A 24,460-nucleotide genomic window follows, 5' to 3' on the forward strand; every position below is an offset into this window, starting at 1 on the left:
TATATGTTTAATTCGGTTTTAATTGCCAACCGTGGCGAAATAGCCGTTCGTGCGATTCGAACGCTAAAAAAAATGGGGATAGCCAGCGTGGCGGTGTATTCCGATGTGGATGCTAATGCCCAGCACGTTATTGATGCGGATATTGCCGTGGCACTGGGTGGGGACAAAGCCAGTGACAGCTATCTGGATATCGACAAAATCCTTGCGGCGGCCAGACAAAGTGGCGCTGAAGCGATTTTCCCCGGATATGGTTTTTTGTCTGAACGTGCCGAATTTGCTCAGGCCTGCGAAGACGCTGGCATTGTCTTTATCGGCCCCACGGCGGAACAAATGGCCAGCTTTGGCTTGAAACATCGAGCTCGCGACTTGGCCGCTGCGGTAGCCATGCCGATGACGCCCGGAACGTCATTGCTGAGAACCCTGCGGGAAGCACAAGGGGCGGCGGAGGAAATCGGATATCCGGTGATGCTAAAAACCACCGCAGGTGGCGGAGGCATCGGGCTGATGCGCTGCGATAACGAAGTGGCTCTGATAGCCGCGTGGGATAGCGTTAAGCGTATGGGGCAGCAGTTTTTCAGCGACGATGGCGTATTTATCGAGCGTTTTATCGACCGAGCTCGTCATCTGGAAGTGCAAATTTTAGGCGATGGAAAAGGCAGGGTGGTGGCATTGGGAGAACGGGATTGCTCGCTTCAGCGGCGCAATCAGAAAGTTGTTGAGGAAACTCCGGCACCGAATTTACCGCAGGCCACGCGAGAAGCGTTGTATGCCTCTGCCATTGCCTTGGGGGAGTCCGTTAATTATCGCAGTGCCGGAACCGTGGAGTTTATTTACGATGCGGCCAGCGATGCGTTTTATTTTCTGGAAGTAAATACCCGGTTGCAGGTAGAACATCCGGTGACAGAAAGCGTCACAGGGCTGGATTTGATTGAATGCATGTTGAAAATCGCGGCGGGTGACGCGCTGGATTGGGAACGCATGGTTCAGCCACCGTGCGGCGCATCCATTGAAGTCCGTTTGTATGCCGAAGACGCGCTGAAAAATTTCCAGCCAGCGCCCGGAATACTGACCGAAGTCTGTTTCCCAGAAAATGTACGTGTTGATAGCTGGGTTAGCAGCGGAAGCGAAGTCAGCGCGTTTTACGATCCCATGATCGCCAAAATTATTGTCCACGGTAAGGATCGCCAGCAAGCGCTGGAGTGGCTAGCAATTGCACTAAATGCGACACGCTTGCATGGTATTCCGACCAATCTCGATTACCTGCGGCAGATTATCGAACTCCCCGAATTTAAGGCTGGCGTGATGTGGACGCGTCTGCTGGATAGCGTGGTGTATCAGGCTCACAGCATCGAAGTGTTGGAACCGGGTACCTGGAGCAGCGTGCAGGACAGTCCGGGGCGAGTGGGGTATTGGGATATCGGCGTTCCTCCTTCTGGTCCGATGGATGATTTCGCTTTTCGTTTGGCAAATCGTATCGTCGGGAATCATCCATCAGCGGCAGGAATGGAGTTTACTCTGCAAGGCCCAACCCTGCGTTTTCATTGTGATGCCACCATCGCTTTGACCGGAGCCGACTGTCCAGCGGCGCTTGATGGTCGTGCCGTTCCCTATTGGCAGCCGCTGATCGTTAAAGCAGGGCAAATCCTGACGCTGGGGCGAGCCACTCGCGGCTGTCGTACCTATCTCGCGGTACGTTACGGCCTAGATGTACCGGTTTATCTTGGTAGCCGCTCGACGTTTGCTTTGGGGCAGTTTGGTGGTCACGCCGGGCGTACCCTGCGCGTGGCGGATGTACTGCCGATATCTCGGCTCGATCTGGCGGCCTGTACCACTCCCGCGCCTATTGCACTGCCGCAAATACCGGAGCCAGCCCTGATCCCGCAGTACGGTGACCTGTGGGAGATTGGCGTGCTGAACGGGCCTCACGGTGCGCCTGATTTATTCACTGCCGCATCGATGGAAACCTTCTTCGCCAGTGAATGGCAGGTGCACTACAACTCAAATCGTTTAGGGGTGCGGCTGGTGGGGCCTAAGCCCGAATGGGCAAGAGCTAACGGTGGCGAGGCCGGGTTACATCCGTCAAATGTCCATGATTGCGAATATGCCATCGGCTCAGTGAATTTCACCGGCGATTTTCCGGTGATTTTGACTCAGGATGGGCCCAGCCTCGGTGGTTTTGTGTGTCCGGTGACCATTGCTAAAGCCGAGCTGTGGAAAGTAGGGCAGGTTAAACCGGGCGACCGAATCCGTTTTCACGCGATGACGTTTGAGCAGGCGCAGTCTCTGGCGTTAGCACAGGACGTGGCGTTGGCTAATTTACAGGCCATTTCGGCGCCAGGCGTAACGGGAAAAGTATCACCGATTATTGAACCAATACATCTGCGAAGTACCGCGATACTGGCGGAATTACCGGAACAGAATCAATGTCCTGCGGTGATTTATCGTCAGGCCGGCGATAACTACATTTTGATTGAATACGGCGATAACCTGCTGGACTTAGCGTTGCGTTTGAGGGTTTATCTGCTGATGCAGGCAATTACCCAAAGTGAAATAACGGGTATTGAAGAGTTGTCTCCGGGGGTTCGCTCGCTCCAGGTGCGTTACGACAGTCAGCGCTTGACGCAAAGCCAACTGATGGCGCAGTTGCTGAGCGTGGAACAAACGTTGGGAGACGTAAATTCGCTAAAAATACCGTCCCGCATCGTGCATCTGCCCATGGCGTTTGAAGATAGTGCCACTCTGGCGGCGACCGAGCGTTATCAGCAAACCGTGCGTGCCGAAGCGCCGTGGTTGCCAAATAACGTTGATTTCATTCAGCGTGCCAATGGGTTATCCAGTCGGGAAAAGGTGAAGCAAATTCTGTTCGCCGCCAGCTATCTGATTCTGGGATTGGGAGATGTGTATCTCGGTGCCCCCTGCGCCGTTCCTCTTGATCCTCGCCATCGTTTACTCAGTTCCAAATATAACCCCGCACGTACCTGGACGGCAGAAGGCACCGTAGGGATTGGCGGGATGTATATGTGCATCTACGGTATAGATTCCCCCGGTGGCTATCAATTAGTTGGTCGTACGCTGCCAATTTGGAACAAATTCCTAAAAAACGAGCAATTTGGTGATGAACCTTGGCTGCTGAAATTCTTCGATCAGGTGCGATTTTATCCGGTAACGGAAGAAGAACTCACTGAGTTTCGTCGCGAGTTTCGCGAGGGGAGAGCGCAAGTACGAATTGAAGAGGTTGAATTTGATTTTGCCACTTATCGCCGATTTTTAATGGAGAACGCCGACGATATTGCGGCATTTCGTCGGCGCCAGCAGCAGGCATTCAATGGGGAAGTGGCCCATTGGCAGGCACAGGAAAGCGCCGCGGTCGAAAACGCGATGCTGGCAGAGGAAGAGGTAGCCGAAGACCCGGATGGCCATTTGGTCAGCGCCGACCTGAACGGCAATATCTGGAAAATTCTGGTGGAACCGGGGCAATGGGTGAAGCAAGGAGAGCCGTTGATTGTCGTGGAAGCCATGAAGATGGAGCTGATGGTCGCCGCGCCCTACGACGGCATGGTGATAAGAATTCACTGTCAGCAAGGGCGGGCCGTCGGGCCGGGGGATGCGTTGCTGTGGCTGGATATCGCCAGTTGAAGGTGAGCATTATTGCCAAAATCGGAGACTCCGAATGATGTCGATCGCCAAAAATCAGCCAGAGCCGGAAGGAATAGCCGAACGGGTTTACCGCTTACTGAAGCAAGAAATCTTCGATTTTCAGCTATTACCCGGCGATCGTTTTAGCGAGAACGAGGTAGCGGTGCGAATGAATGCCAGCCGGACACCGGTACGTCAGGCGCTGTATGCATTGGAACAAGAGGGCTACGTGGACGTTCAACCGCGCAGTGGATGGCAAATCAAAGCGGTGGATTTTGATTATCTGGAGGCGCTGTACGACCTGCGAATTGTGCTGGAGCTAGAGGCGGTGAAACGGTTGTGCGCTTTACCGTCGGCAGTTTGCCCGCCGCAGTTACAGCGTTTGGCTCAATTCTGGATTGATGATCCACAGACGCTGAAAGCCAAAGAGGTGGCATCTCAGGATGAGGCTTTCCATATGGCGTTATTGGATGGTGCGGGAAACCCTGAGATGGCGCGGGTTCATCGGGATATTACCGACAAGATTCGTATTGTGCGACGTCTGGATTTTACTCAGCGCTCGCGCATCAGTGCGACTTACGCCGAGCACGGTCAGATTCTGCTCGCTATTTTAAACCGCCAACGGCAAGAGGCTCAGGATCTGTTACACCGTCACATTTACGTCAGTCAGAAAGAAGTGCGTCAAATTACGCTCCATATGCTGCATCAAGCGCGGCAGGAGAAATTGGGTTAATTAATGTTCTTAGCAGACTTTTCAGGGGTGAATATTATGCAACATCGTATCTTTATTAAAGCGTTGGCGTTATCCGCATCGGTTATCAGCGTCGGGCTGGCTTTTAGCGCTCAGGCCGTCGACACCATCAAAGTGGGAATTATGCATTCCCTATCCGGCACCATGGCCATTTCCGAGACGCCACTGAAAGACGTGGCTTTAATGACCATTGACGAGATCAATGCCAAAGGCGGCGTATTGGGCAAGAAACTGGAGCCCGTCGTGGTTGATCCCGCCTCCAACTGGCCGCTGTTCGCGGAAAAAGCCCGTCAGTTGCTGACTCAAGACAAAGTGGCCGTAGTCTTTGGTGCCTGGACGTCGGTGTCACGAAAGTCAGTGCTGCCGGTATTTGAAGAACTGAACGGACTGCTGTTCTATCCGGTGCAATATGAGGGGGAGGAAATGTCGCCAAACATATTCTATACCGGCGCAGCGCCTAACCAACAGGCTATTCCCGGAGTGGAATACATGATGAGCGAAGACGGCGGTGCGGCAAAACGTTTCTTCCTATTGGGAACCGACTACGTTTATCCGCGCACGACCAACAAAATTCTACGCGCCTTCCTACATTCTAAAGGCATTCAGGACAAAGATATTGCCGAGGTGTATACCCCGTTTGGCTACAGCGACTATCAGACCATCGTTTCAGATATCAAAAAATTCTCAGCCGGTGGCAAAACTGCGGTTATTTCCACCATTAACGGCGACTCCAACGTACCTTTTTATAAAGAACTGGCTAATCAAGGGTTGAAAGCCACGGCGGTACCGGTGATGGCCTTCTCGGTTGGCGAAGAGGAACTGCGGGGGATTGATACCCGGTCTCTGGTGGGGAATCTGGCGGTGTGGAACTATTTTGAGTCGGTGGACAATCCAGCCAATAAAGCCTTTGTGACTCAATGGAAAGCCTATGCCAAGGCGCACAAATTGCCTAATGCGGACACCGCCGTGACTAACGATCCGATGGAGGCGACCTATGTGGGTCTCCATATGTGGGCGCAGGCGGTAGACAAAGCGGGCAGCACCGATGTGGATAAAGTCCGTGCGGCAATGGCTGGGCAAACGTTCAATGCGCCGTCGGGCTTTACGCTCACCATGGATGCCAGCAACCATCATCTGCACAAACCGGTCATGATCGGTGAAATCGAAAGTAACGGTCAGTTCAACGTGGTGTGGCAGACGAATAAACCCGTGCGAGCTCAGCCGTGGAGCCCGTTTATGGCCAGTAACGATAAAAAACCAGATACGCCGGTAAAAACCAGCGCCAACTGATTTTGTCACCGTCAAGGTCGCTCCTCCCACTGCGGGAGGGGGATATCCTTTCAGGGAGAAAATAACCATGACACCTGCTCACGTATTCCGATGTCTGTTTTTGGTCGTCTGGCTACTGCCCTGTTTCGCTAAAGCGGGAGACAGCGAGGATTTTGCGGCGGCGAATCGCACTCAACAGGTTAAATTACTGCAAAGTTGGGCCGTGGCACCGCAGAAGGTTCGCATTCCGTTGCTGAAGGCGCTAGTGCAGGAAAAACTGGTGGTCGATCGGCATCAGCAGCCCTTTAGCGAAACGGGTACGGTTTTGGTTCCGCTTGGTGAAGCAAAAACGCCGGTAGGGGAAACCCAAAAAATCCGTCTGACTAACCGCCTACGGGTATTGGCGGGGAGCGCGCTAGCAAGTCATCAATTGGTCAATGACCGCGTCAATGACAGGTTAAACGCGGCGCTAGCCTTACAAAGCCACGCCGATCCTGAATTATTACCGCTATTGCAACAGCGTTTGCGTCTGGAAAGCGACAGCGGTGTGCGTGATGCGCTGGAGGTGGCGTTGGCTCGGTTGCAACTAGCCAGTCCGGATGCCGCAACGCGACGTCATGCGGTAACTTTACTGGGATATTCCGGCGATCCTTCCGCACAGGCGTGGCTGACACCTTTGGCCGATAATCAGCGGGAAAGCGATCCCGAAGTGCGTGCCGCTGCCGCCGACAGCCTGATGAAAATACACTATCGGTTGATGCTAGGAGACATTCTCGGACAGGTTTTTATGGGGCTTTCGCTTGGCTCCATTCTACTGCTGGCTGCGTTGGGGTTGGCCATTACCTACGGTTTGTTGGGCGTGATTAATATGGCCCACGGCGAAATGCTCATGCTGGGAGCCTACTCGGCCTGGCTGGTGCAGGGGGGATTTCAACAATTTGCGCCCAACTGGCTGGCTTATTATCCGGTAGTGGCGCTACCCGTGGCCTTTGCGATTACCGGCAGCATTGGCATGGTGCTGGAGCGCACCATTATTCGTCATTTATACGGTCGTCCACTGGAAACTTTGTTAGCGACTTGGGGTATTAGCCTGATATTGATTCAGGCTGTACGGATGCTGTTCGGTGCTCAGAACCTCGAAGTGGCCAATCCGACCTGGCTGTCCGGTGGTATTCAGGTATTGCCGAATTTGGTTCTGCCGCTGAACCGGCTGGCAGTATTGGTTTTTGTCATGCTGGTTTTACTGTTCACCTGGCTGTTGCTGAACAAAACCCGATTGGGCATGAATGTGCGAGCGGTGACACAAAATCGCGCGATGGCGGCCTGCTGTGGCGTTCCCACTGGACGAATAGATATGCTCGCTTTTGGGCTAGGTTCAGGCATCGCGGGCTTGGGTGGCGTAGCGCTTTCGCAGTTGGGTAACGTCGGGCCGGAGCTGGGACAGGGTTATATCATTGACTCGTTTCTGGTGGTGGTGCTCGGTGGCGTGGGGCAGCTGGCTGGTAGCGTGGCAGCCGCATTCGGACTCGGGATCTTCAATAAAATTCTGGAGCCGCAGATGGGCGCGGTGTTAGGGAAAATACTGATTCTGGTGCTAATCATTCTGTTTATTCAGAAGCGTCCACAGGGACTGTTTGCCGTGAAAGGGAGGGTTATCGACTAATGAGACAGCCAATCATGTCCGCCATTGCCCGTAAAGCGCCGCGCAGTACCCGGTTACTGGGCAGTCTGATGGTTTTACTCATGGTGACACTGCCGTTTCTCGCACTGTTACCGAATACTCACCCACTGAATATCTCTACTTATACCCTGATGCTGGTGGGGAAAATTCTTTGCTACGCAATAGTGGCCATTGCGCTAGATCTGGTTTGGGGTTATGCGGGATTACTGTCCCTTGGCCACGGCATTTTCTTCGCTCTGGGGGGGTATGCCATGGGAATGTATCTGATGCGACAGGCTGCGGGTGAGGGATTACCGGCGTTTATGTCCTTTCTTTCTTGGGATCACTTACCGTGGTTTTGGTGGGGAACTCAGCATTTTGCCTGGACGATGGTGCTGATTGTTTTGGTGCCGGGATCACTGGCATGGGTTTTCGGATTCTTTGCCTTTCGCTCGAAAATCAAAGGCGTTTATTTCTCTATCATGACTCAGGCACTGACCTACGCGGGCATGCTGCTGTTTTTCCGCAATGAGACAGGCTTGGGTGGGAATAACGGTTTCACCGGGTTTACCACCTTACTCGGAATGCCAATCACCGCAACGGGCACCCGAATTGGGCTGTTTATTGCCACGGTATTTCTGTTGGTCGGCAGTTTGGGCATCGGTTTCATGTTGGCTCACAGTAAGTATGGTCGGGTATTAACGGCGGTACGTGATGCAGAGAATCGCCTGATATTTTGTGGTTACGATCCCCGAGGTTTCAAGCTGCTGGTGTGGACGCTTTCGGCAGTGCTATGTGGTCTGGCCGGTGCACTTTACGTGCCACAGGTGGGAATCATTAATCCCAGTGAAATGTCACCCACTCATTCCATTGAAGCAGCGATTTGGGTTGCCTTGGGTGGGCGCGGCACGCTGATTGGCCCGGTTATCGGCGCAGGGCTGGTCAATGGAGCTAAAAGCTATTTTACCATGGCGGTACCTGAATATTGGCAGCTATTCCTCGGTTTTATCTTTATCGCCGTCACGTTGTTTTTACCGCGCGGCGTGATGGGTTTATTCCGTAAAGGAGACAAATAATGCAACCCGGCGAACCCCTGTTTACCCGCCAGCATTTGGCCGATCGTTATCGTGAGCTGACGGACCCGATTCTACAGCTAGAAAATATTAACGTCAGTTTTGATGGTTTTAAGGCCTTAACCAATTTGACACTCAACATTGGCGTGGGGGAGTTGCGCTGTGTCATTGGTCCGAACGGCGCCGGGAAAACCACGCTTATGGATGTGATTAGCGGTAAAACCAAGCCTCAAAGCGGGCGTGCTTTTTACGATCAGTCTACCGATTTGACGAACCTTGAGCCGATAGATATTGCGCAAAAAGGTATCGGCCGCAAATTTCAGAAACCCACGGTGTTTGAGGCACTGACGGTGTTTGAAAATCTGGAAATTGCACAGAAAACCGATAAGTCGGTGTGGGCCTGCTTGCAGGCAAAACTCAGTAGCGAACAGCGGGATCGGATCGACGAAATGTTAATCACGCTGCGGCTGTCTAGGGAGCGGATGCGACTGGCTGGGTTGTTATCTCATGGTCAAAAGCAGTTTCTGGAAATCGGCATGCTGTTGGTGCAAGAACCACATTTATTGCTATTGGATGAGCCGGCCGCCGGAATGACGGATGCAGAAACCGAATATACCGCAGAGCTGTTTCGCTCCCTTGCCGGGAAGCACTCGTTGATGGTAGTGGAACACGACATGGGATTTGTGGAAACCATCGCCGATCGCGTCACCGTGCTACATCAAGGGCAGGTTCTGGCCGAAGGTTCCCTACGGGAAGTTCAGGCCAACGAGCAGGTTATAGATGTTTATCTGGGGCGCTAAGGAGAAAATATGTTGCAGGTTAACGAACTGAATCAGTATTACGGCGGCAGTCATATTTTGCGCGGCGTTTCTTTTGAGGCGCAAATCGGTGAAGTCACTTGTCTATTGGGACGCAACGGCGTGGGTAAAAGCACTTTATTGAAATGCCTGATGGGATTGCTGCCGGTTAAATCTGGCAGTATTAACTGGCAACAACGCAATATCACTCAGCGCAAACCGCACCAGCGGGTTCAGGCAGGAATTGCTTATGTGCCGCAGGGGAGGGAAATTTTCCCACGTTTAACGGTAGAGGAAAATCTGCTAATGGGGCTATCGCGATTCTCTGCCCGGGAGGCAAAGCAGGTTCCCGAAGAGATATATCGGCTGTTTCCGGTGTTGAAATCCATGCAATATCGGCGCGGAGGCGATCTTTCCGGTGGCCAGCAGCAACAACTCGCCATTGGCCGAGCGCTGGCCTGCAAACCGAAGTTGCTAATATTGGATGAACCGACGGAAGGTATTCAGCCTTCGGTGATTAAAGAAATTGGTGAGGTGATTAAACAGCTTTCATCTGAGGGCAATATGGCCATTTTACTGGTGGAGCAGTTTTATGATTTTGCCGCCGAATTGGCGGATAGTTATCTGGTTATGTCGCGGGGGTCTATTGTGCAACAGGGAATAGGCAGTGAAATGGAACGGCAGGGTGTACGCGGGCTGGTAGCGATTTAAAACGTATTCTTTATTGAATGTGAATATGTGATTCACTAAGAATTTAATCATTCCAATGATGGTGACGTAAAGTAAAGAGATTGAAGCATTTGTTCAGTTTAGTTATCTGATTAGTAAAACTATCATTTGCAGACAAAACCGGCGATGGTCGATCTCTAATACAATATCACTGAGTTTATCTTACTATTTTGAAGCTAGTGTCAAATGGCGCGTGTATCTCATACTGAGAACCAAATACAAACGTAGATGCCATTCACCTGTTTAGTGGAAATCAGATTATCGTGCGGGAAATTTTTTGTTGTGCATTATTGCAACAATGAATACCAGATTACCTGATAATCATGAGGGTGAAGTGAAGTCATCCAAAAAAGTTACAGCTATACGGATTGGGATAAAATTATATTAGCCCTACCTGAAAATTTCTTATTGATGAATAGAGGATAAAAACCGAGCGAAATATGCGTTTTTTTTCGGCTAAAATGAATTGATATCGATAAGATGGTTCGTTATTGCAACGATTAAGATGAAATGTTTAACAGTTTATTTACATGTATTATTAAATGCTACAGAAGCCGAACTTGCACAAACGAATGTACTTCTGTAACATTTTTCTTTGTTATAGATATTTTTTTCCCTGGTGTTGGCTAATATTGCCCCCTGACTACGTGTAGTCAGGTTTTTTTTATCACCCAATCACTAAGTTTCAAATTATACAGATGCAGACGCGATGCGATAGCTGTACTAAAGTGTGATCCGATACTGTACTTTTGGACAGAAAGACCACATGAAATTTAAAGGGATGCAGTTAAATTTTGGGAGAAGGAGAATGTTTTTTGGTGTAAAAAATGATGAAAAGATAATTGAGACTCTACGGGATTATATCGACAGAAAGCTAGTGAGCTACAATTCGCCCAGATATACCTACATGGTGATTGATAAAAAGAATCCCATTGATATATTCATGGTGTCAAGTTATCCAAATGAGTGGGTTGATATCTACCGAAGCCAAAACTACCAGCATATAGATCCCGTTGTTCTGACAGCATTTAAACGCACTTCACCGTTTTCGTGGGATGAAAATATTACCATCCTCTCCGATCTGAAATCATCCAAGATTTTCGCTTTGTCGAAAAAATATAACATAGTCAATGGATTCACTTTCGTGCTACACGATCACATGAATAACTTGGCCATGTTGTCGCTAATTATGGACCATAGTGATGGTAAAGAGTTAGAAACTCAGATAATCAACGATTCAGAGCGGTTGCAAATGTGTCTGATTAATATTCACGAACAGATGCTGATGCTTGGACAAAGTACGGTGCGTACTACGAATGGGAAACCTGCGGATATCACGAGTAAAGCCATTTTCTCTCCGAGAGAAAATGAGGTGCTTCACTGGGCTAGCATGGGTAAAACCTATCAGGAAATTGCGCTGATTGCGGGCATTACGCCCCGAACAGTTAAACATCACATGGGCAATGTGGTGAAAAAGTTAGGGGTGATTAACGCCCGCCAGGCCATCAGGCTGGGAGTTGAACTGGAATTGATTAAGCCAGTTCTGAAATAACGGGCAGCGAAATTGGCCATGCTCGTAGCGCTGAGTCTGGCCCCTGTAAAAATGCGTTTATCTGCGATGCCATCAATGCCTGATTGTGTAAGTCCGTTGGGAGATTGAGTAGATAAATACGCTCTTTCTCGCTGACGAATGCTTCTTTAATAACCTCGACCTGCCAGCCAGAGCGCTTAAGTATGGTCAGCATGGCGCGGCTAACGATAGTGTAAATACCCGTATGGCCGTGGTGTCGAGTATAATTAATCATGGCGAGGAAGAGTACATAGCTTATAGGATAGCGGTTACCTAAAAGCAACTTTGCACGGGTTTTATCAACAAAAAATCGACTTGATTCGATATAGTTATTGTCAGGTAAAGTAATATCGTCGAATAGAGCGTTAAAAGTATGAGTTATCATATTCGGCCGGTTCAATTCAATAAAACGCACGCTGCAAATTAGCTGGCTTCCGTATATGCCGAGTAGATAACGAGTGTTTGGGTTATCATATTCGTCAAACTCCATGTCGTTACTGCATTTTACAGCCCACTGTAGGCGATCTTTAAAGGTTTTTTTTCTCAGTCTGTAAAGATCCTCAGACCGCATATTCATCAGCTCTTCATAGCTGACATCGAAAATTTCTAACATTTAATTTCCTATTATTTAATACAGCTGGATTTCTATATAGGGTAATAAATTTTATCATCAGAAAAGCCGGTTGTCGCGATCAGGAATAGCGCTTTATCTATTTCTTGCTTATCGGTCCAATAAGGTCAATATAATAATATTTTTTATTGGCGAAGCCGCAGTTGATGAACCATCAATGCGATGCCGAAAGCCCGCGAGTTTACCTGTTTCACCGTTGATCTGCCGCCATACGTGCATTAAATCTGATGTTTATTTCATTGCCCAACGGCATGATGGTTACCCATATGGTTAAGTTTGGCATAGACAAATAGACCAAGATTGATATCAACATATTTCAGAGGCTATGGCAAAGCTTTACGGGCAGTACCATTAAGGCTTATCTGAAATATTAGATACGATTGGTTTGTCTCACGTCCATCGCAAATACAATAACATTGGTCTGCGATGAGCTAAACGTATTTTACAAGGCTAGCTGCGAATAAATTTGTTACTGAAATTTGTTGATACAATGTATCAAAATTCGTCCTGCGATAGGGAACAGCACCGCAGGTAATAAAATATTGGTCGGTATTATCGCTATTCCACTCAGACGATAGTGAGAGTATCTCTCACCTCATATCAACCGAAACTATAGCATTAGCGCACGTCATGCATAGGATAAAGGCACGACGAACAGTAATGCGGGTAAGAAATTAACTACGGAGAATATCTTGATCTGGGCAATACGTAATCCAACTGCGATCATAATAATACCGCCACAGGCTGAGAAATCAGCGAAGGCGATTTCATCCATATAGGGCATGATCCAGACGGCGAGGCCAAAAAGTAAGCTCTGAAGCAATAATTGCGGAACTGCAATAAATATCAGCGCCATTCCCAAAGAGATGGAAAAAATCATTGCTGTAAAGAAATCCATCATCGATTTTACCAAGAGTAATTGGTAATTCCCGCTTAATCCCTCGGTCAATGCACCGACAATTCCGAGCCCGCTGGCACAAAACAGCACGATCATCGCGGTAAAACTTTGCGCAAATTCCTCTGCGGGTAAGGGACTGCGCGTTTTGATCACTTTGGAAAGCATGCGCTGTAAAAATTCTGCGCCCTGTTTTACTCCACGTTCCAGATTAAACAGTTCGCCAAAAGTTGTGCCCAGAATCAATGCCAGAATAACCGCTGGCATGAATTGCACCTTTATTATCATCACAACGCCGATGGAAATAGAAGAGAGAGCAAAAATTGCGGGTAACCCTTCTCGCAAACGCGATGGAACATGTCGTGCTAAAGCGACGCCCAGTAAGCCACCTAAGATTATTGCCGCACTATTAATCCAGGGTCCTAGCATGGTATGGCACCTCGTCATTCTTAGATTCAGATTTGTTAATTCTATCGGAAGTAGGCGAGTAATGTGGGGATTGAAGTGCTACTTCGGGATAAGTAGGCAATTTTCTATCAAAATATCATTATCCGCTAGAGTGGAACACTAAAACATAAATAGCGCTAAGGTAAATTCGGTTCAAGTTGATATAGAGAGTGTTTGGTAAAAGCCGAATAGACAGTTTGTCTGTTGAGCCAGAAATTTAAGGATGAATGTATTATGAGCAATGTAGACATTGGAAGTAATGAGAAACCAGACCATTCGATTAAAAATAACCGATTCCGTGGATACAATAAATCTTGGAAACGCATCAAATTAAGTGGCATCATAATCTTCTCTTCCCTATCTGAAGCAAAAATTTTATTGCTCAATGATTTTTTCTAGTCAAAGTGACCGCATTTTAGGGATCAAATAGGTTTGGCTTAATGGCGCGGGTTTAACGACTAACATTCCATTGAAATGTGCCAGCTGTATACTGTTTCTTAATCTAAATGTGTTGATAAAAGATAAAAATCCACACAATACCAACCAGACAGATAATCCCATATCCCACTGTACTCGTCCCACTGTTATAAGCGCGACGCCCATAAGTCAGAATCTGGATGTTTTGTAACCTATTGCGCAGGTGAGTTTGTTTTTCCAGCTACCAGCATATTGCTGTAATGACTCAAATCGAATGTTATTGGAGGTCATGGTATAGCCAATAATAAGTCGCAATGGTTGTCACCACGAGAAAGATAATCCGATCGTTTGGGGAAAAAGTTTTTTTGCAATGAGTGGATTGGGTTTGGCAATTGTCCTCTGTATGGCGATTAACTGCATAGATTGTGCGGGAGAGATGCGCTTTCCTTTACATTCATCAGTTTATACGCGAAAAGACAAACGATAGTGTTGTTGGGAATAACAATTTGGTGAATAATGTGCCAGATAATCTTCCCTGATGAGATACGTGTAAATGTTACGCATTTTAGTGACCCGAATTGATTTCCTCGGGGATATGGTCTGCACCACAGCATTGATTCACGCGCTTAAACAGCATTGGCCAGAAGCTGAAATTCATGTGCTGGCCAACAAATATAATGCCCCGGTACTGGATCGTAATCCGGACGTCGCTGCGGTACATACCTATGTGTACAGTAAACAATGTGAGCGAAATCTGCGCCCAGGGAAATTAAACGCTTTAATAGATCGCTTAGCACTAATCTGGCGTTTACGTCGGTTGCGTTTTAATTTGGCGATTATCCCCAATGGCGGCGTGAGTAAAAATAGTATCCAGTTTGTCCGACAGTTAAATGTTGCCGATTGTCGTTGGCACACAGCTGAAAGCGAATTTGACGATCGTGTCGCGTCCCACGCCGCTAGCCGACAAATGAAGCATGAGTCATTATCTGGATTTACGTTGTTACCTGAGCTGGCATCCACTGATATCGATACGCTTCGGCTTTATATCTATCCGAAGCCGCAGTTACAAACTCAATGGCGTAGTTGGTTTGGTGATAAAAACAAACCCAGGATTGGATTATTTATTTCAAATAAGTCTGTCGATCGTCGCTGGAGTTGGCAGAAATGGCACGATGTAATCATTGGCCTTGAGCCCAAAACCGAGCTCTTTATTTTCCACGATCCGGCAGAAAAACCGACGGATGAAGAATTGGCTCATTTACCCGCTCGTTGCCTTTCTACCCCTTCGGTACCCGATATGATAGCCGCCATGAGTCAATTGGATTTGGTGGTTTCGGCAGATAGCGCCCCTATTCATTTAAGTGCAGCGTTACAAATTCCGGTTGTAGCATTATTTGAGAACCGACCTGAAAAATATTTACGTTGGTACCCATTGGGTGTGCCACATATTTTATTGCGGGAAGGGCGGCAGGTTGAGGATATTCAAGCTCAATCGGTTATTGAAGCGGTTAGCTGTTTATTAGATAGTAAGATTCAGCCATTGAAAGAAAGAGACTTTCATTAACCTGTTAGCATAGTTTTAATCAGGAACTCTGGCGCCTCGCATAATGCGGGGCGTTTTTTTTGTATCAGTGATTCCTAAAGTGAGATAAGCAAAGGGAAACCTTTGGACTGACTGACGATTTGTAAGGTATTACTAATACTAACAGTGTGATTAATAGTTTGTTTTTTGCCAGTATTCACTCTGACGCCTAAGCTAGAAAGGTTCAACAGTGTCTTAAACATAAACATGGAGGAGTTACGTTTGATGCGTTTATCTACGTTGGTTTTAGCGATGAGTATGGCACTCGCCGGGCAGGTTCAGGCTACAGAAATAGCGGCAAAAGGGCAGTTAAATAAACCTCAGTTGGAAGATGAAGTTAATCGGATCGGTCAAAATCCGTTCTTTACCTCGAGTAAACTGCCTTTCCAGGCACCACCGTTTAATCTTATTAAGGAAAGTGACTATGCGCCGGCGATTGAGTTTGGCATTGCCGAACGTTTGGCCGAGGTCAATGCTATTGCAAATAATCCCACACCGCCTACCTTTGAAAATACCTTTGTAGCGTTGGAGAAGTCGGGGAGAACCTTAACTCGAGTGATGAACGTATTTGGCGCGATGACATCGGCCAATTCGAGTGATGCCCTGCAAAAAATAGATGAAGAAACCTCGCCAAAGCTGGCAGCTATGGAAGATGCCATCAAGCTGAATAGCGCACTGTTTAATCGAATTAAAACTGTATATAACCAGCGAGATAAACTCGGTCTGGATGACGAATCACAGCGTTTGGTGGAAGTGACTTACAATAATTTCGTTCTGGCCGGCGCTAATTTATCTGATAAGGATAAAACCAAACTTAAAGCTTTAAATCAGGAAGCGGCTGGTCTGAGCACCCAGTTTACCAATAAACTTTTGGCTGCAACCAAAAACGGTGCGGTGGCAGTTAAAGACAAGTCCGTTTTAGTGGGGCTATCAAAGGGCGAATTAGCTGCAGCGGCGCAGGCTGCCAGCGATCGTCAATTGGATAAACAATGGCTATTGGTATTGCAAAATACCACCCAGCAGCCGGCGCTAAAAAACCTTAGCGACCGAAATACCCGAAAATCGCTGTTTGATGCATCGTGGAATCGAGCCGAGCAGGGGGATGCCAATGACACTCGCCAGATAGTCTCTCGTTTGGCGAAAATACGGGCAGAACAGGCTCAACTCCTTGGTTTCCCGAATTATGCTGCCTGGAAATTACAGAACCAGATGGCAAAAACTCCTGATACGGCACTGACTTTCATGCGTGATATCGTACCGGCTGCGACCGCGCGTGCCGAGCGGGAAGCGAAAGATATTCAAGCGGTGATCGATCGTCAGAACGGTGGATTTAAGCTGGGGCCAGAAGATTGGAAGTTCTATGCGGAACAGGTGAGAAAAGAAAAATATGATCTGGATGAATCACAAATAAAACCCTACTTTGAATTAGGCAACGTGTTGAATAACGGTGTGTTTTACGCCGCGAATCAACTGTTTGGTATTAGTTTTAAAGAAAGGAAGGATTTGCCGGTTTATCATCCAGACGTTCGGGTTTATGAGGTTATTGATAAAGACGGTCAGCCTTTGGCGTTGTTCTACACCGATTATTTCAAGCGTGATAATAAAGGTGGTGGTGCCTGGATGAGCAATTTTGTCGATCAGTCGAAATTGTTGGGTTCCAAACCGGTTATTTATAATGTTGCTAACTTTACAAAACCGGCTCCTGGGCAACCAGCATTGCTGTCATATGATGATGTCATCACACTGTTCCATGAGTTTGGGCATGCCCTGCATGGCATCTTTGCCGATCAGCGATACCCAAGCTTGTCCGGCACCGCGACGGCGCGAGATTTTGTCGAGTTTCCATCACAGTTAAACGAACATTGGGCCAGAGATCCCCAAGTGTTTGCCAACTATGCCAAACATTATAAAACCGGCGAGCCAATGCCGCAGGAGTTAGTCGATAAGATTCAGAAAGCCGATAAATTCAATAAAGGCTACAGTATGACCGAGCTGCTTTCGGCGGCCTTACTGGATATGAACTGGCATATGTTAAACGCCAGCCAGCCGGAGCAGGACGTTGATCAGTTTGAAAAAAAATCGTTACAGCGAGATAACATCGATCTGAGTTATGTCCCTCCACGTTACCGTTCTAGCTATTTCCAACATATCTGGGGTAATGGTTATGCTGCAGGTTATTACGCATATTTATGGACTGAAATGCTAGCCGATGATGCTTTTGTTGGTTTATTGGAAAGCGGTGGACTAACGCCGGAAAATGGTCAGCGCTTGCGTGATAAGATCCTATCTCGGGGTAACAGTCAGGATCTGGAAAAACTGTATATTGACTGGCGTGGTCAAGCGCCAAGTATTGAACCAATGCTAATCAATCGTGGTTTGAAGGAGCCGACTGAATAAGCCAATATTTTAAATAGCTAATTTAGGGATAAACAATCCCCTTTATAGCCAGTGAGTTATGTTCCTACTGCGGGGCAGTTTGTATCAGATTGCCCCGTTCTATCTGTGAGTACAATTAAACCGCATATTTCAGCCGTTGCGTTGGACAATGAGACGTGGATCTCATCGGTCGAATCCGTCTATTGAATGAATAACCTCATTACCTTAAGGTATACACGTTTTCGATTTATCCTCTCATATTAGTTGCCACCAAAACTACTCTCATGCTAATAGTGTGTTTGTGGATGCTACTTTTTCCTTACTATATTATTTTATAAATTCCACTTGGGTTAATACATTTGCCTGCATTTATGCTTATTCGAAGCGCATGGCGGTAAATCGGGAAAATTAACTAAAGGAATACAATTTACCTCCGATAAGTACCCCATATTATTACTCCAGGGGTTTGTTTTTAATGTTTAAAAAAATGAGAATAAGTGTTGGTTTATCTTTAATTATTTGTGTATTTAGCCTTGCGCTGCTTGGGGTGAGTGGTTTTAGCATGCAGGCTTTAACCAACAGTAAAGGTGCAACGTTTAGAATTGACCGTATTCAAGGCGATCAATTGGCGCCTTTATATTTAATCTATTCTGAGTTATTAAATACCCGTATTTACGCGCAAAATGCCGCATTACTGTTGGAAGCGAAGACAGAAGCAGGGGCCGATTTATTAAAGGCGCAGGATTATCTTAAATCATCTGAAAAAAACATGGCTGCTTTAGGAAAAATTGTGTCATTGACCGCAGAAGGGCGGCGGTTACGTAAAAATATTGATACGACGTATGCCGATTACATTAACAATGGCATCAAGCCAATGATGCAAACATTGCGTGATGGCAATGTGGCTGCTTATTACAATCTAGGACCGAATGTTGTTCCTAAAGGCGAAGCTTTTCGCAATAGTTTGTTAGAGTTCGAAACTTTTGCTAAAAACCTAGGCGAAAAAGAAATCAATGGCGTAACCGCTTCTTATCGGCAAAATATGTGGGTGATCGGCGGGACATTATTGTTGACGTTAGGCTTAATCTTTATGGCTATCAGATTCGCCAAACAGATTATTTTTTCCCCGATTAATGAAGCTCGCCAGCTGTTTGGAAAAATATCACGAGGTGATTTATCAAGTGATATTCCGTTACAGCCGGCTACCGAAATGGGAGGGTTGCTTACCGCGTTGGACGATATGCAACAATCGCTGAAAGGTATTGTTTCAGGAGTGAGAGAGTCATCCGCCGTTATTACTATTGGGACGCGGCAGATATCCGCCGGTAATCAGGATTTCTCATCCAGAACGGAAGAGCAGGCGGCTTCGATTGAACAAACCGCCGCCAGCATGGAGCAACTGACTTCTTCGGTTAAACAGAACACCGACAACACCAGACTCGTCACCGCGATGGCGGATAATATGGCAGTGCTGGCGCGCAAAAATGGAAATAATATTACCGATATAACGGCGAAAATCTCAGCGATTAACGAAAGCTCTGAGAAAATCTCCAATATTATTGGTGTGATTGACTCCATCTCTTTCCAAACCAATATTCTGGCGCTAAATGCCGCCGTTGAGGCCGCAAGAGCGGGTGAGGCAGGCAAAGGTTTCGCCGTTGTAGCCTCCGAGGTTCGTAACCTGGCGCAGCGGAGTGCAGTATCCGCAAAAGAAATAAAAGAGTTAATTGAAGACTCAGTGAACAAAATCAAAGAGGGCTCTGATATGGCCTCACAGTCAGGTGACGATATGAAAACCCTGCTGAATGAGGTTGATCAGGTTAAGAATCTGGTCGACAGTATTGCTTTTGCGTCAGACGAACAGAGTCGTGGGATTGAGCAGGTCAATATTGCGATTGTGCAACTAGAAGAAGTCGCCCAGCAAAATGCAGCATTGGTTGAAGAAGCCTCCGCTGCAACGCTATCGCTCGCTGAACAGGCAGATACTTTAGACGCTTCGATGCAGGTTTTTACCTTAACTAAAGCGCAGGAATAACCTCAGCTATTAGTTTTATTGCCGATAAATCTGACCGTCTTATGGCGGTCATGATCATTGAAATAGTCGTGCTGTTCAAAGGGGCTGTTTTAATGCGCCAACAGTAGGATGCCGATATTTTTGTGAAATTAATCTGTATTTTCTAATTGATAAACGGCAATATAAAGTCTAATAATGATTGATAACATATTGTTTATTTATTATTTCATATTTGGTATATTGTTAGCGCATTATTTATCTTCCCCTATCATGCTATTTTAATTCCTGCCAGTAACTTTAATTACATAACGGCTAAATAACTTATTTAAACTAAACTTGTCGATTGTTTCACAATTACGTTACACGGTTAATTGAACACTGTTCTTTTCGTTTTTTTAAAGTGTTAGTTTACCTGCAAGTTAACACTAGGGCGAAATGGGGTTTTATTGAGTGGCTGTCGGTGAGATGTTTTATCGTCTGACAATATACGATGGGATGAAATAAAGTCTCGTAACCTTTTTCTATCTTATCCAGGAATTCTAAAAATAGCAGGTTAAAATGAAAAGAATAAATCAGGATGTAATTTGTTCTAATAGTGAAGCGGCTGAAAGCAATGGGACCAAAACACTTTCCATGAAGTTATTCGGTGGTATTTCAAACAGGGATATCAATGCAGTACCTTTGGCTTTATTCATCGCTATTGCTGCCATTGTCGTTACGTCATCTTATTCTAATCTTTTGCCAAAAAACATGATTGGCGGCCTGGCCATTATTATGACGCTTGGCTTTATTCTGTCTCACATTGGTCGCCGGATTCCAGTACTGAAAGATATTGGTGGGCCAGCTATTCTGTGTCTGATGGTACCTTCGGTTCTAGTCTATTTTGGCGTATTTCAGACCAATACCCTAGATACTGTCCATCTGCTGATGAAAGAGGCCAATTTACTGTACTTCGTTATTGCCTGTTTGGTCGTGGGAAGCATTCTGGGAATGAATCGCGTAGTACTGATTCAGGGCATGATGCGGATGTTTATTCCATTGGTCGTGGGAACTATCGCTGCGGTGGCTTCCGGTCTACTGGTGGGAAAACTGTTCGGCTATAGTTTCTATCACACATTCTTCTTTATTATCGTACCAATTATCGGTGGTGGTATCGGTGAAGGTATATTACCGCTGTCATTAGCTTACTCGGCGATTTTGGGTGAATCTCCAGATGTGTATGTGGCGCAATTGGCTCCAGCGGCAGTTGTGGGTAATATTTTTGCCATTATTTGCGCCGGAGTATTGGCCAGAATAGGCTCTCGTCGTAAAGATCTGAATGGTGAGGGTATGCTGATTCGCAATGCAGAAGACAATGCGGTATTTACATCACAAGAAGGGCCGCAACAGGCCGACTTCCAATTGATGGGTGGCGGGCTATTAATGATTTGCGCCTTCTTTATCGTTGGCGGATTATTTGAAAAGCTGGTGCATATTCCAGGCCCAGTTTTGATGATCCTGATTGCCGTTCTATGCAAATACTGTCAGGTCATTCCGGCTAAAATGGAGCTGGGTGCTCACAGCTGCTACAAGTTTGTTTCAACCGCATTGGTTTGGCCGTTAATGATTGGCTTGGGTATGCTGTTTGTTCCGCTGGAAAGCGTTGTTGCGGTATTCTCGTTTGGTTATATCGTGGTGTGTGGCGCGGTGGTGCTTTCCATGGCAACCATTAGCTTCTTTATTGCTCCGTATCTCAATATGTATCCTGTAGAAGCATCCATTGTAACGAGCTGCCATAGTGGACTGGGCGGCACCGGCGATGTGGCCATTCTTTCTGCCTCTAACCGTATGTCATTGATGCCTTTTGCCCAAATAGCGACCCGGATTGGCGGGGCGTCAACGGTGATTGGTGCGACGTTATTATTAGGATGGATTGTCTGATTGCAGGAGTGAAAAAGCCACCGGTACTGACGGTATCCGGTGGCTTTTGCTACATAGGGGTTATTCGCAGTATTGTTGTAACGCCGGAAGTTGGTCAGGCATTAATCGGTAAAGGTATACGGGGCGCCCTGTGGCACCATAGAGAACGTGAATACTCAACACTGCTGTTTCTGACAGGAAGATGAGATATTTACGACAGGATACCCGGGATACACCAATAGCATTGGCGAGTTGTTCAGTAGAAAATTCGCTGGTCTGGTTAGCCACAATCCATTCGCAAACGGTACGTAAAGTCTGACTAGTCAATCCCTTAGGCAGTTTTTTCCGCTCACCATTATTACGACTGTCTCGGCGCAATAGTTTATCTATATCTGATTGGGCATAGTTATCGCGCTGTTCCAGCAGGCGATGCTGACGGCGATAAACCGACAGCGCCTCTTCAAATCGGGCAAACTGGAAAGGTTTTATCAGGTAATCGACCACGCCGTACTGCAAGGCTTTCTTTATGGTATTGACGTCACTGGCTGAAGAAATAACGATAACGTCGGTGTGTTCGCTAAATTCCCGCAGTGTGGGTAGCAAATCTAACCCATTATCTTGTCGCATGAAAACGTCTAAAAGTACCAAATGAATCGGCGTTTCGGACTGCATTAACCTTTCTCGCGCAGCCTGTAGCGATGACACTACACCGCAACAGGTAAATCCATTGACCTGACTTAAATAGCATTTATTCAGCTCGGCCACCATGGCGTCGTCGTCCACTATCAACACATTAATCATGATTTACCGCACTGATTTTATAAGGGATTTTAATAAAGAACTGAGTGTGACTTCCTACCTCAGACTCGAATTCAAGTGTACCATCTACGGCTTCTAGGCTTCGCTGTACCAGCGTTAATCCAATACCGCGTCCATTTCCTTTTGTCGAGAAACCTTCTTGCAGGATCTGGGATTGGCAATCAACCGTAATGCCCGGCCCATTATCACTCACCTCACAATGCAAGATATCGTCGACCAGATGAAAGCTAACGTTGATTTCTTTCTGCGGCATATCCGACATGGCATCTAACGCATTTTCAATCAAATTGCCAAGAACAGTAATGAGTGTGGCGGTGGTTTGCTCATCTGCAGTATCCGGCAGACGGCTATCTTCGCTAACCAGCAATGTAATATTCCTATCCCGCGCTCGATTGATCTTCGCCAGCAGAAAGCCTGCGATCACCGGGGATTTTATTTTAAATAGCAAAGAGCCGATCTCTTCCTGATAATTATCGGCCGTTTTCAGAATATAATCTTCTAATTGCGGATAGTGTTTCATATGCAGTAGGCCAAGAATAACATGAAGTTTATTCATAAATTCATGGGTTTGTGCCCTTAACGCATCGGCATAATTGACCATGCCGGTTAAACGTTGCATCAAATGGCTGATTTCAGTTTTATCGCGAAAAGTTGCAATAGCGCCAATTATATCGCCATTCACCACGACTGGGACGGTATTGGCCAGCAACATACTGCCGTTGAAATCTATTTCCTCATCGCGGCGTGCAATACCTGTGGTAAGCACCTGTTGGAGATTGAGACGGTCTGGCCAGTATTTGCTGGCATTATCCAACAGAAGGTTTTCCAACGGACCATTTTGCTTAAACAAGCGTTTGGCTTCGTGATTGACCAGAGTGATGCGGCAATGAGTATCAACGGCGATAACTCCTTCTTTGATCGATTGCAGCATGGCGTCACGCTGTTCAAACAAATTGGATATTTCGTAGGGTTCAAAGCCAAACATAATTCTTTTTAATGCCTTGACTAAAAACCAGGTGCCGAGGCTACCAACAAATATTCCGAATAGAATCGTCCAAGGAACGCTCCAAAGATTTTCATGAATAACTGATTGGATGTTGAGCAGCGAAATGCCGACGGCGACTACGCCAATTTGTCGATTATCTGCATCATAAACCGGGGTAAAAATACGTAGGGCTGGCACTAAGGTTCCGCGATTAATCGCGCTGTTTTCTTCTCCATGCAATGCGGGTTGCAGATCGTCTCCAATAAAATGTCGCCCGATCATTTTAGTATTAGGGTGCGAGTAACGAATGCCGTCCATATCGGTGACGACGATAAACAATAGTTCGTTGCTCTTACTGACGCTGTCAGCAAAGGATTGAATTTTATCCTTATCCTCTGAGTGACTTAATCCATTGATAACAATAGGGGATAATGCAAGAGTACGAGCGACCGCAAAGGATTTTTCTTTGAGATTGTTCTGTGCAATATGGCTGATTTGGATAAAAAACAGCGTATGTACTGCCAACAGAACCGAAATTATAACCACAGAAACCATAAGTGTTACTGAGGTGCCAAGCCGCAGCGGTTTTTTTTGCCTGCGCGCCGGTTTTACAACGTCCATGCCATGCTCCAGAGATATCCATCAGAAAAACTCTTCTAGAGTTGATTGATATTTTATGAATTAGTTCAAACTATTAGGTTAATACCCGCGAGGAAAATAAGCTGTGATGCAACACGAGATAAAGCGGGGATGAGAAAAAAAGTGAAGGATATAAACCGCGATCTGACCATTACTAGCCATCTTCCGTGACGCTCTGAATCCACTGCTGTAATAAGATTAATGATTTTTTAAGATTATATCACATGAAATATGTGATGATGAATTAATTTACTTACTTAACCAACTGATT

16 protein-coding genes are annotated in these 24,460 nt (G+C 46.7%); 12 read left to right on the top strand and 4 right to left on the bottom strand.

The features are described 5' to 3' along the window. Positions 1–3: 3 nt before the first annotated feature. The 8 genes from uca to AD970_RS06980 all read left to right on the top strand — a co-directional run bounded on the left by uca (position 4) and on the right by AD970_RS06980 (position 11,467). Complete coding sequence (uca, locus tag AD970_RS06945; RefSeq protein WP_049597582.1) at positions 4–3,636, top strand: urea carboxylase; 3,633 nt, start codon at positions 4–6, stop codon at positions 3,634–3,636. Between the two features lie 37 nt (positions 3,637–3,673). Continuing rightward, positions 3,674–4,369, top strand: a complete 696-nt coding sequence (locus AD970_RS06950; protein WP_049597722.1) for a GntR family transcriptional regulator — start codon at positions 3,674–3,676, stop codon at positions 4,367–4,369. Between the two features lie 36 nt (positions 4,370–4,405). Then, the gene (gene urtA / locus AD970_RS06955) at positions 4,406–5,677 is read left to right on the top strand and encodes an urea ABC transporter substrate-binding protein (RefSeq protein WP_049597723.1); all 1,272 of its coding nucleotides are present in this window, start codon (positions 4,406–4,408) and stop codon (positions 5,675–5,677) included. Between the two features lie 67 nt (positions 5,678–5,744). Beyond that, positions 5,745–7,319 (top strand): urea ABC transporter permease subunit UrtB, encoded by a 1,575-nt coding sequence (urtB, locus tag AD970_RS06960; protein ID WP_049597583.1) that lies wholly within the window; start codon positions 5,745–5,747, stop codon positions 7,317–7,319. Next, on the top strand, positions 7,319–8,392 hold the full coding sequence (gene urtC / locus AD970_RS06965; protein WP_049597584.1) for an urea ABC transporter permease subunit UrtC: 1,074 nt from the start codon (positions 7,319–7,321) through the stop codon (positions 8,390–8,392). Before urtB ends, urtC begins: the two co-directional genes overlap by 1 nt. Then, positions 8,392–9,189: an urea ABC transporter ATP-binding protein UrtD gene (gene urtD / locus AD970_RS06970; RefSeq protein ID WP_049597585.1), complete on the top strand. Its 798-nt coding sequence runs from the start codon at positions 8,392–8,394 to the stop codon at positions 9,187–9,189. Before urtC ends, urtD begins: the two co-directional genes overlap by 1 nt. A gap of 9 nt (positions 9,190–9,198) precedes the next feature. Further along, positions 9,199–9,897 carry an urea ABC transporter ATP-binding subunit UrtE gene (urtE, locus tag AD970_RS06975; RefSeq protein WP_049597586.1) on the top strand — a complete coding sequence of 233 codons (699 nt, stop codon included), beginning with the start codon at positions 9,199–9,201 and terminating at the stop codon, positions 9,895–9,897. An 826-nt stretch (positions 9,898–10,723) separates the two neighbouring features. Further along, complete coding sequence (locus AD970_RS06980; RefSeq protein ID WP_049597724.1) at positions 10,724–11,467, top strand: LuxR family transcriptional regulator; 744 nt, start codon at positions 10,724–10,726, stop codon at positions 11,465–11,467. On the opposite strand, the gene AD970_RS06985 is transcribed toward AD970_RS06980, so the two are convergent. Continuing rightward, entirely contained in the window at positions 11,448–12,098 is a 651-nt protein-coding gene (locus tag AD970_RS06985; RefSeq protein ID WP_049597587.1) for an acyl-homoserine-lactone synthase, read from the bottom strand. The two genes, AD970_RS06980 and AD970_RS06985, sit on opposite strands and share 20 nt — an antisense overlap. 646 nt (positions 12,099–12,744) lie before the next feature. Further along, the gene (locus AD970_RS06990; protein WP_049597588.1) at positions 12,745–13,440 is read right to left on the bottom strand and encodes a DUF554 domain-containing protein; all 696 of its coding nucleotides are present in this window, start codon (positions 13,438–13,440) and stop codon (positions 12,745–12,747) included. A gap of 988 nt (positions 13,441–14,428) precedes the next feature. Between AD970_RS06990 and AD970_RS06995 the strand changes: the two genes are divergently transcribed. The 4 genes from AD970_RS06995 to AD970_RS07010 all read left to right on the top strand — a co-directional run bounded on the left by AD970_RS06995 (position 14,429) and on the right by AD970_RS07010 (position 21,767). Next, positions 14,429–15,439 (top strand): glycosyltransferase family 9 protein, encoded by a 1,011-nt coding sequence (locus AD970_RS06995; protein ID WP_049597589.1) that lies wholly within the window; start codon positions 14,429–14,431, stop codon positions 15,437–15,439. A 243-nt stretch (positions 15,440–15,682) separates the two neighbouring features. After that, positions 15,683–17,854, top strand: a complete 2,172-nt coding sequence (gene dcp, locus AD970_RS07000; protein WP_049597590.1) for a peptidyl-dipeptidase Dcp — start codon at positions 15,683–15,685, stop codon at positions 17,852–17,854. 454 nt (positions 17,855–18,308) lie between these two features. After that, on the top strand, positions 18,309–19,868 hold the full coding sequence (locus AD970_RS07005) for a methyl-accepting chemotaxis protein (RefSeq protein WP_049597591.1): 1,560 nt from the start codon (positions 18,309–18,311) through the stop codon (positions 19,866–19,868). Between the two features lie 537 nt (positions 19,869–20,405). After that, complete coding sequence (locus tag AD970_RS07010; RefSeq protein WP_049597592.1) at positions 20,406–21,767, top strand: 2-hydroxycarboxylate transporter family protein; 1,362 nt, start codon at positions 20,406–20,408, stop codon at positions 21,765–21,767. Positions 21,768–21,827: 60 nt separating this feature from the next. Here AD970_RS07010 and dcuR read toward each other — a convergent pair whose 3' ends face one another. Together dcuR and AD970_RS07020 are read right to left on the bottom strand one after the other, a co-directional pair. Continuing rightward, on the bottom strand, positions 21,828–22,547 hold the full coding sequence (gene dcuR / locus AD970_RS07015) for a two-component system response regulator DcuR (RefSeq protein WP_049597593.1): 720 nt from the start codon (positions 22,545–22,547) through the stop codon (positions 21,828–21,830). Next, positions 22,540–24,171: a sensor histidine kinase gene (locus tag AD970_RS07020; protein WP_049597594.1), complete on the bottom strand. Its 1,632-nt coding sequence runs from the start codon at positions 24,169–24,171 to the stop codon at positions 22,540–22,542. The genes dcuR and AD970_RS07020 overlap by 8 nt, the downstream gene beginning before the upstream one ends. Positions 24,172–24,460: the final 289 nt, after the last annotated feature.

This window comes from Yersinia nurmii (genome assembly GCF_001112925.1).
Taxonomy (GTDB): domain Bacteria; phylum Pseudomonadota; class Gammaproteobacteria; order Enterobacterales; family Enterobacteriaceae; genus Yersinia; species Yersinia nurmii.

What these genes read in the sequence shown, in the direction of transcription:
- urtD (WP_049597585.1), top strand. Translation starts at nt 8,392, where the DNA reads ATGCAACCCGGCGAACCCCTGTTTACCCGCCAGCATTTGGCCGATCGT.
- urtC (WP_049597584.1), top strand. Translation starts at nt 7,319, where the DNA reads ATGAGACAGCCAATCATGTCCGCCATTGCCCGTAAAGCGCCGCGCAGT.
- AD970_RS07010 (WP_049597592.1), top strand. Translation starts at nt 20,406, where the DNA reads ATGAAAAGAATAAATCAGGATGTAATTTGTTCTAATAGTGAAGCGGCT.
- uca (WP_049597582.1), top strand. Translation starts at nt 4, where the DNA reads ATGTTTAATTCGGTTTTAATTGCCAACCGTGGCGAAATAGCCGTTCGT.
- AD970_RS07005 (WP_049597591.1), top strand. Translation starts at nt 18,309, where the DNA reads ATGTTTAAAAAAATGAGAATAAGTGTTGGTTTATCTTTAATTATTTGT.
- dcp (WP_049597590.1), top strand. Translation starts at nt 15,683, where the DNA reads ATGCGTTTATCTACGTTGGTTTTAGCGATGAGTATGGCACTCGCCGGG.
- AD970_RS06950 (WP_049597722.1), top strand. Translation starts at nt 3,674, where the DNA reads ATGTCGATCGCCAAAAATCAGCCAGAGCCGGAAGGAATAGCCGAACGG.
- AD970_RS07020 (WP_049597594.1), bottom strand. Translation starts at nt 24,171, where the DNA reads ATGGACGTTGTAAAACCGGCGCGCAGGCAAAAAAAACCGCTGCGGCTT.
- AD970_RS06980 (WP_049597724.1), top strand. Translation starts at nt 10,724, where the DNA reads ATGTTTTTTGGTGTAAAAAATGATGAAAAGATAATTGAGACTCTACGG.
- urtB (WP_049597583.1), top strand. Translation starts at nt 5,745, where the DNA reads ATGACACCTGCTCACGTATTCCGATGTCTGTTTTTGGTCGTCTGGCTA.
- dcuR (WP_049597593.1), bottom strand. Translation starts at nt 22,547, where the DNA reads ATGATTAATGTGTTGATAGTGGACGACGACGCCATGGTGGCCGAGCTG.
- urtA (WP_049597723.1), top strand. Translation starts at nt 4,406, where the DNA reads ATGCAACATCGTATCTTTATTAAAGCGTTGGCGTTATCCGCATCGGTT.
- AD970_RS06985 (WP_049597587.1), bottom strand. Translation starts at nt 12,098, where the DNA reads ATGTTAGAAATTTTCGATGTCAGCTATGAAGAGCTGATGAATATGCGG.
- urtE (WP_049597586.1), top strand. Translation starts at nt 9,199, where the DNA reads ATGTTGCAGGTTAACGAACTGAATCAGTATTACGGCGGCAGTCATATT.
- AD970_RS06995 (WP_049597589.1), top strand. Translation starts at nt 14,429, where the DNA reads ATGTTACGCATTTTAGTGACCCGAATTGATTTCCTCGGGGATATGGTC.
- AD970_RS06990 (WP_049597588.1), bottom strand. Translation starts at nt 13,440, where the DNA reads ATGCTAGGACCCTGGATTAATAGTGCGGCAATAATCTTAGGTGGCTTA.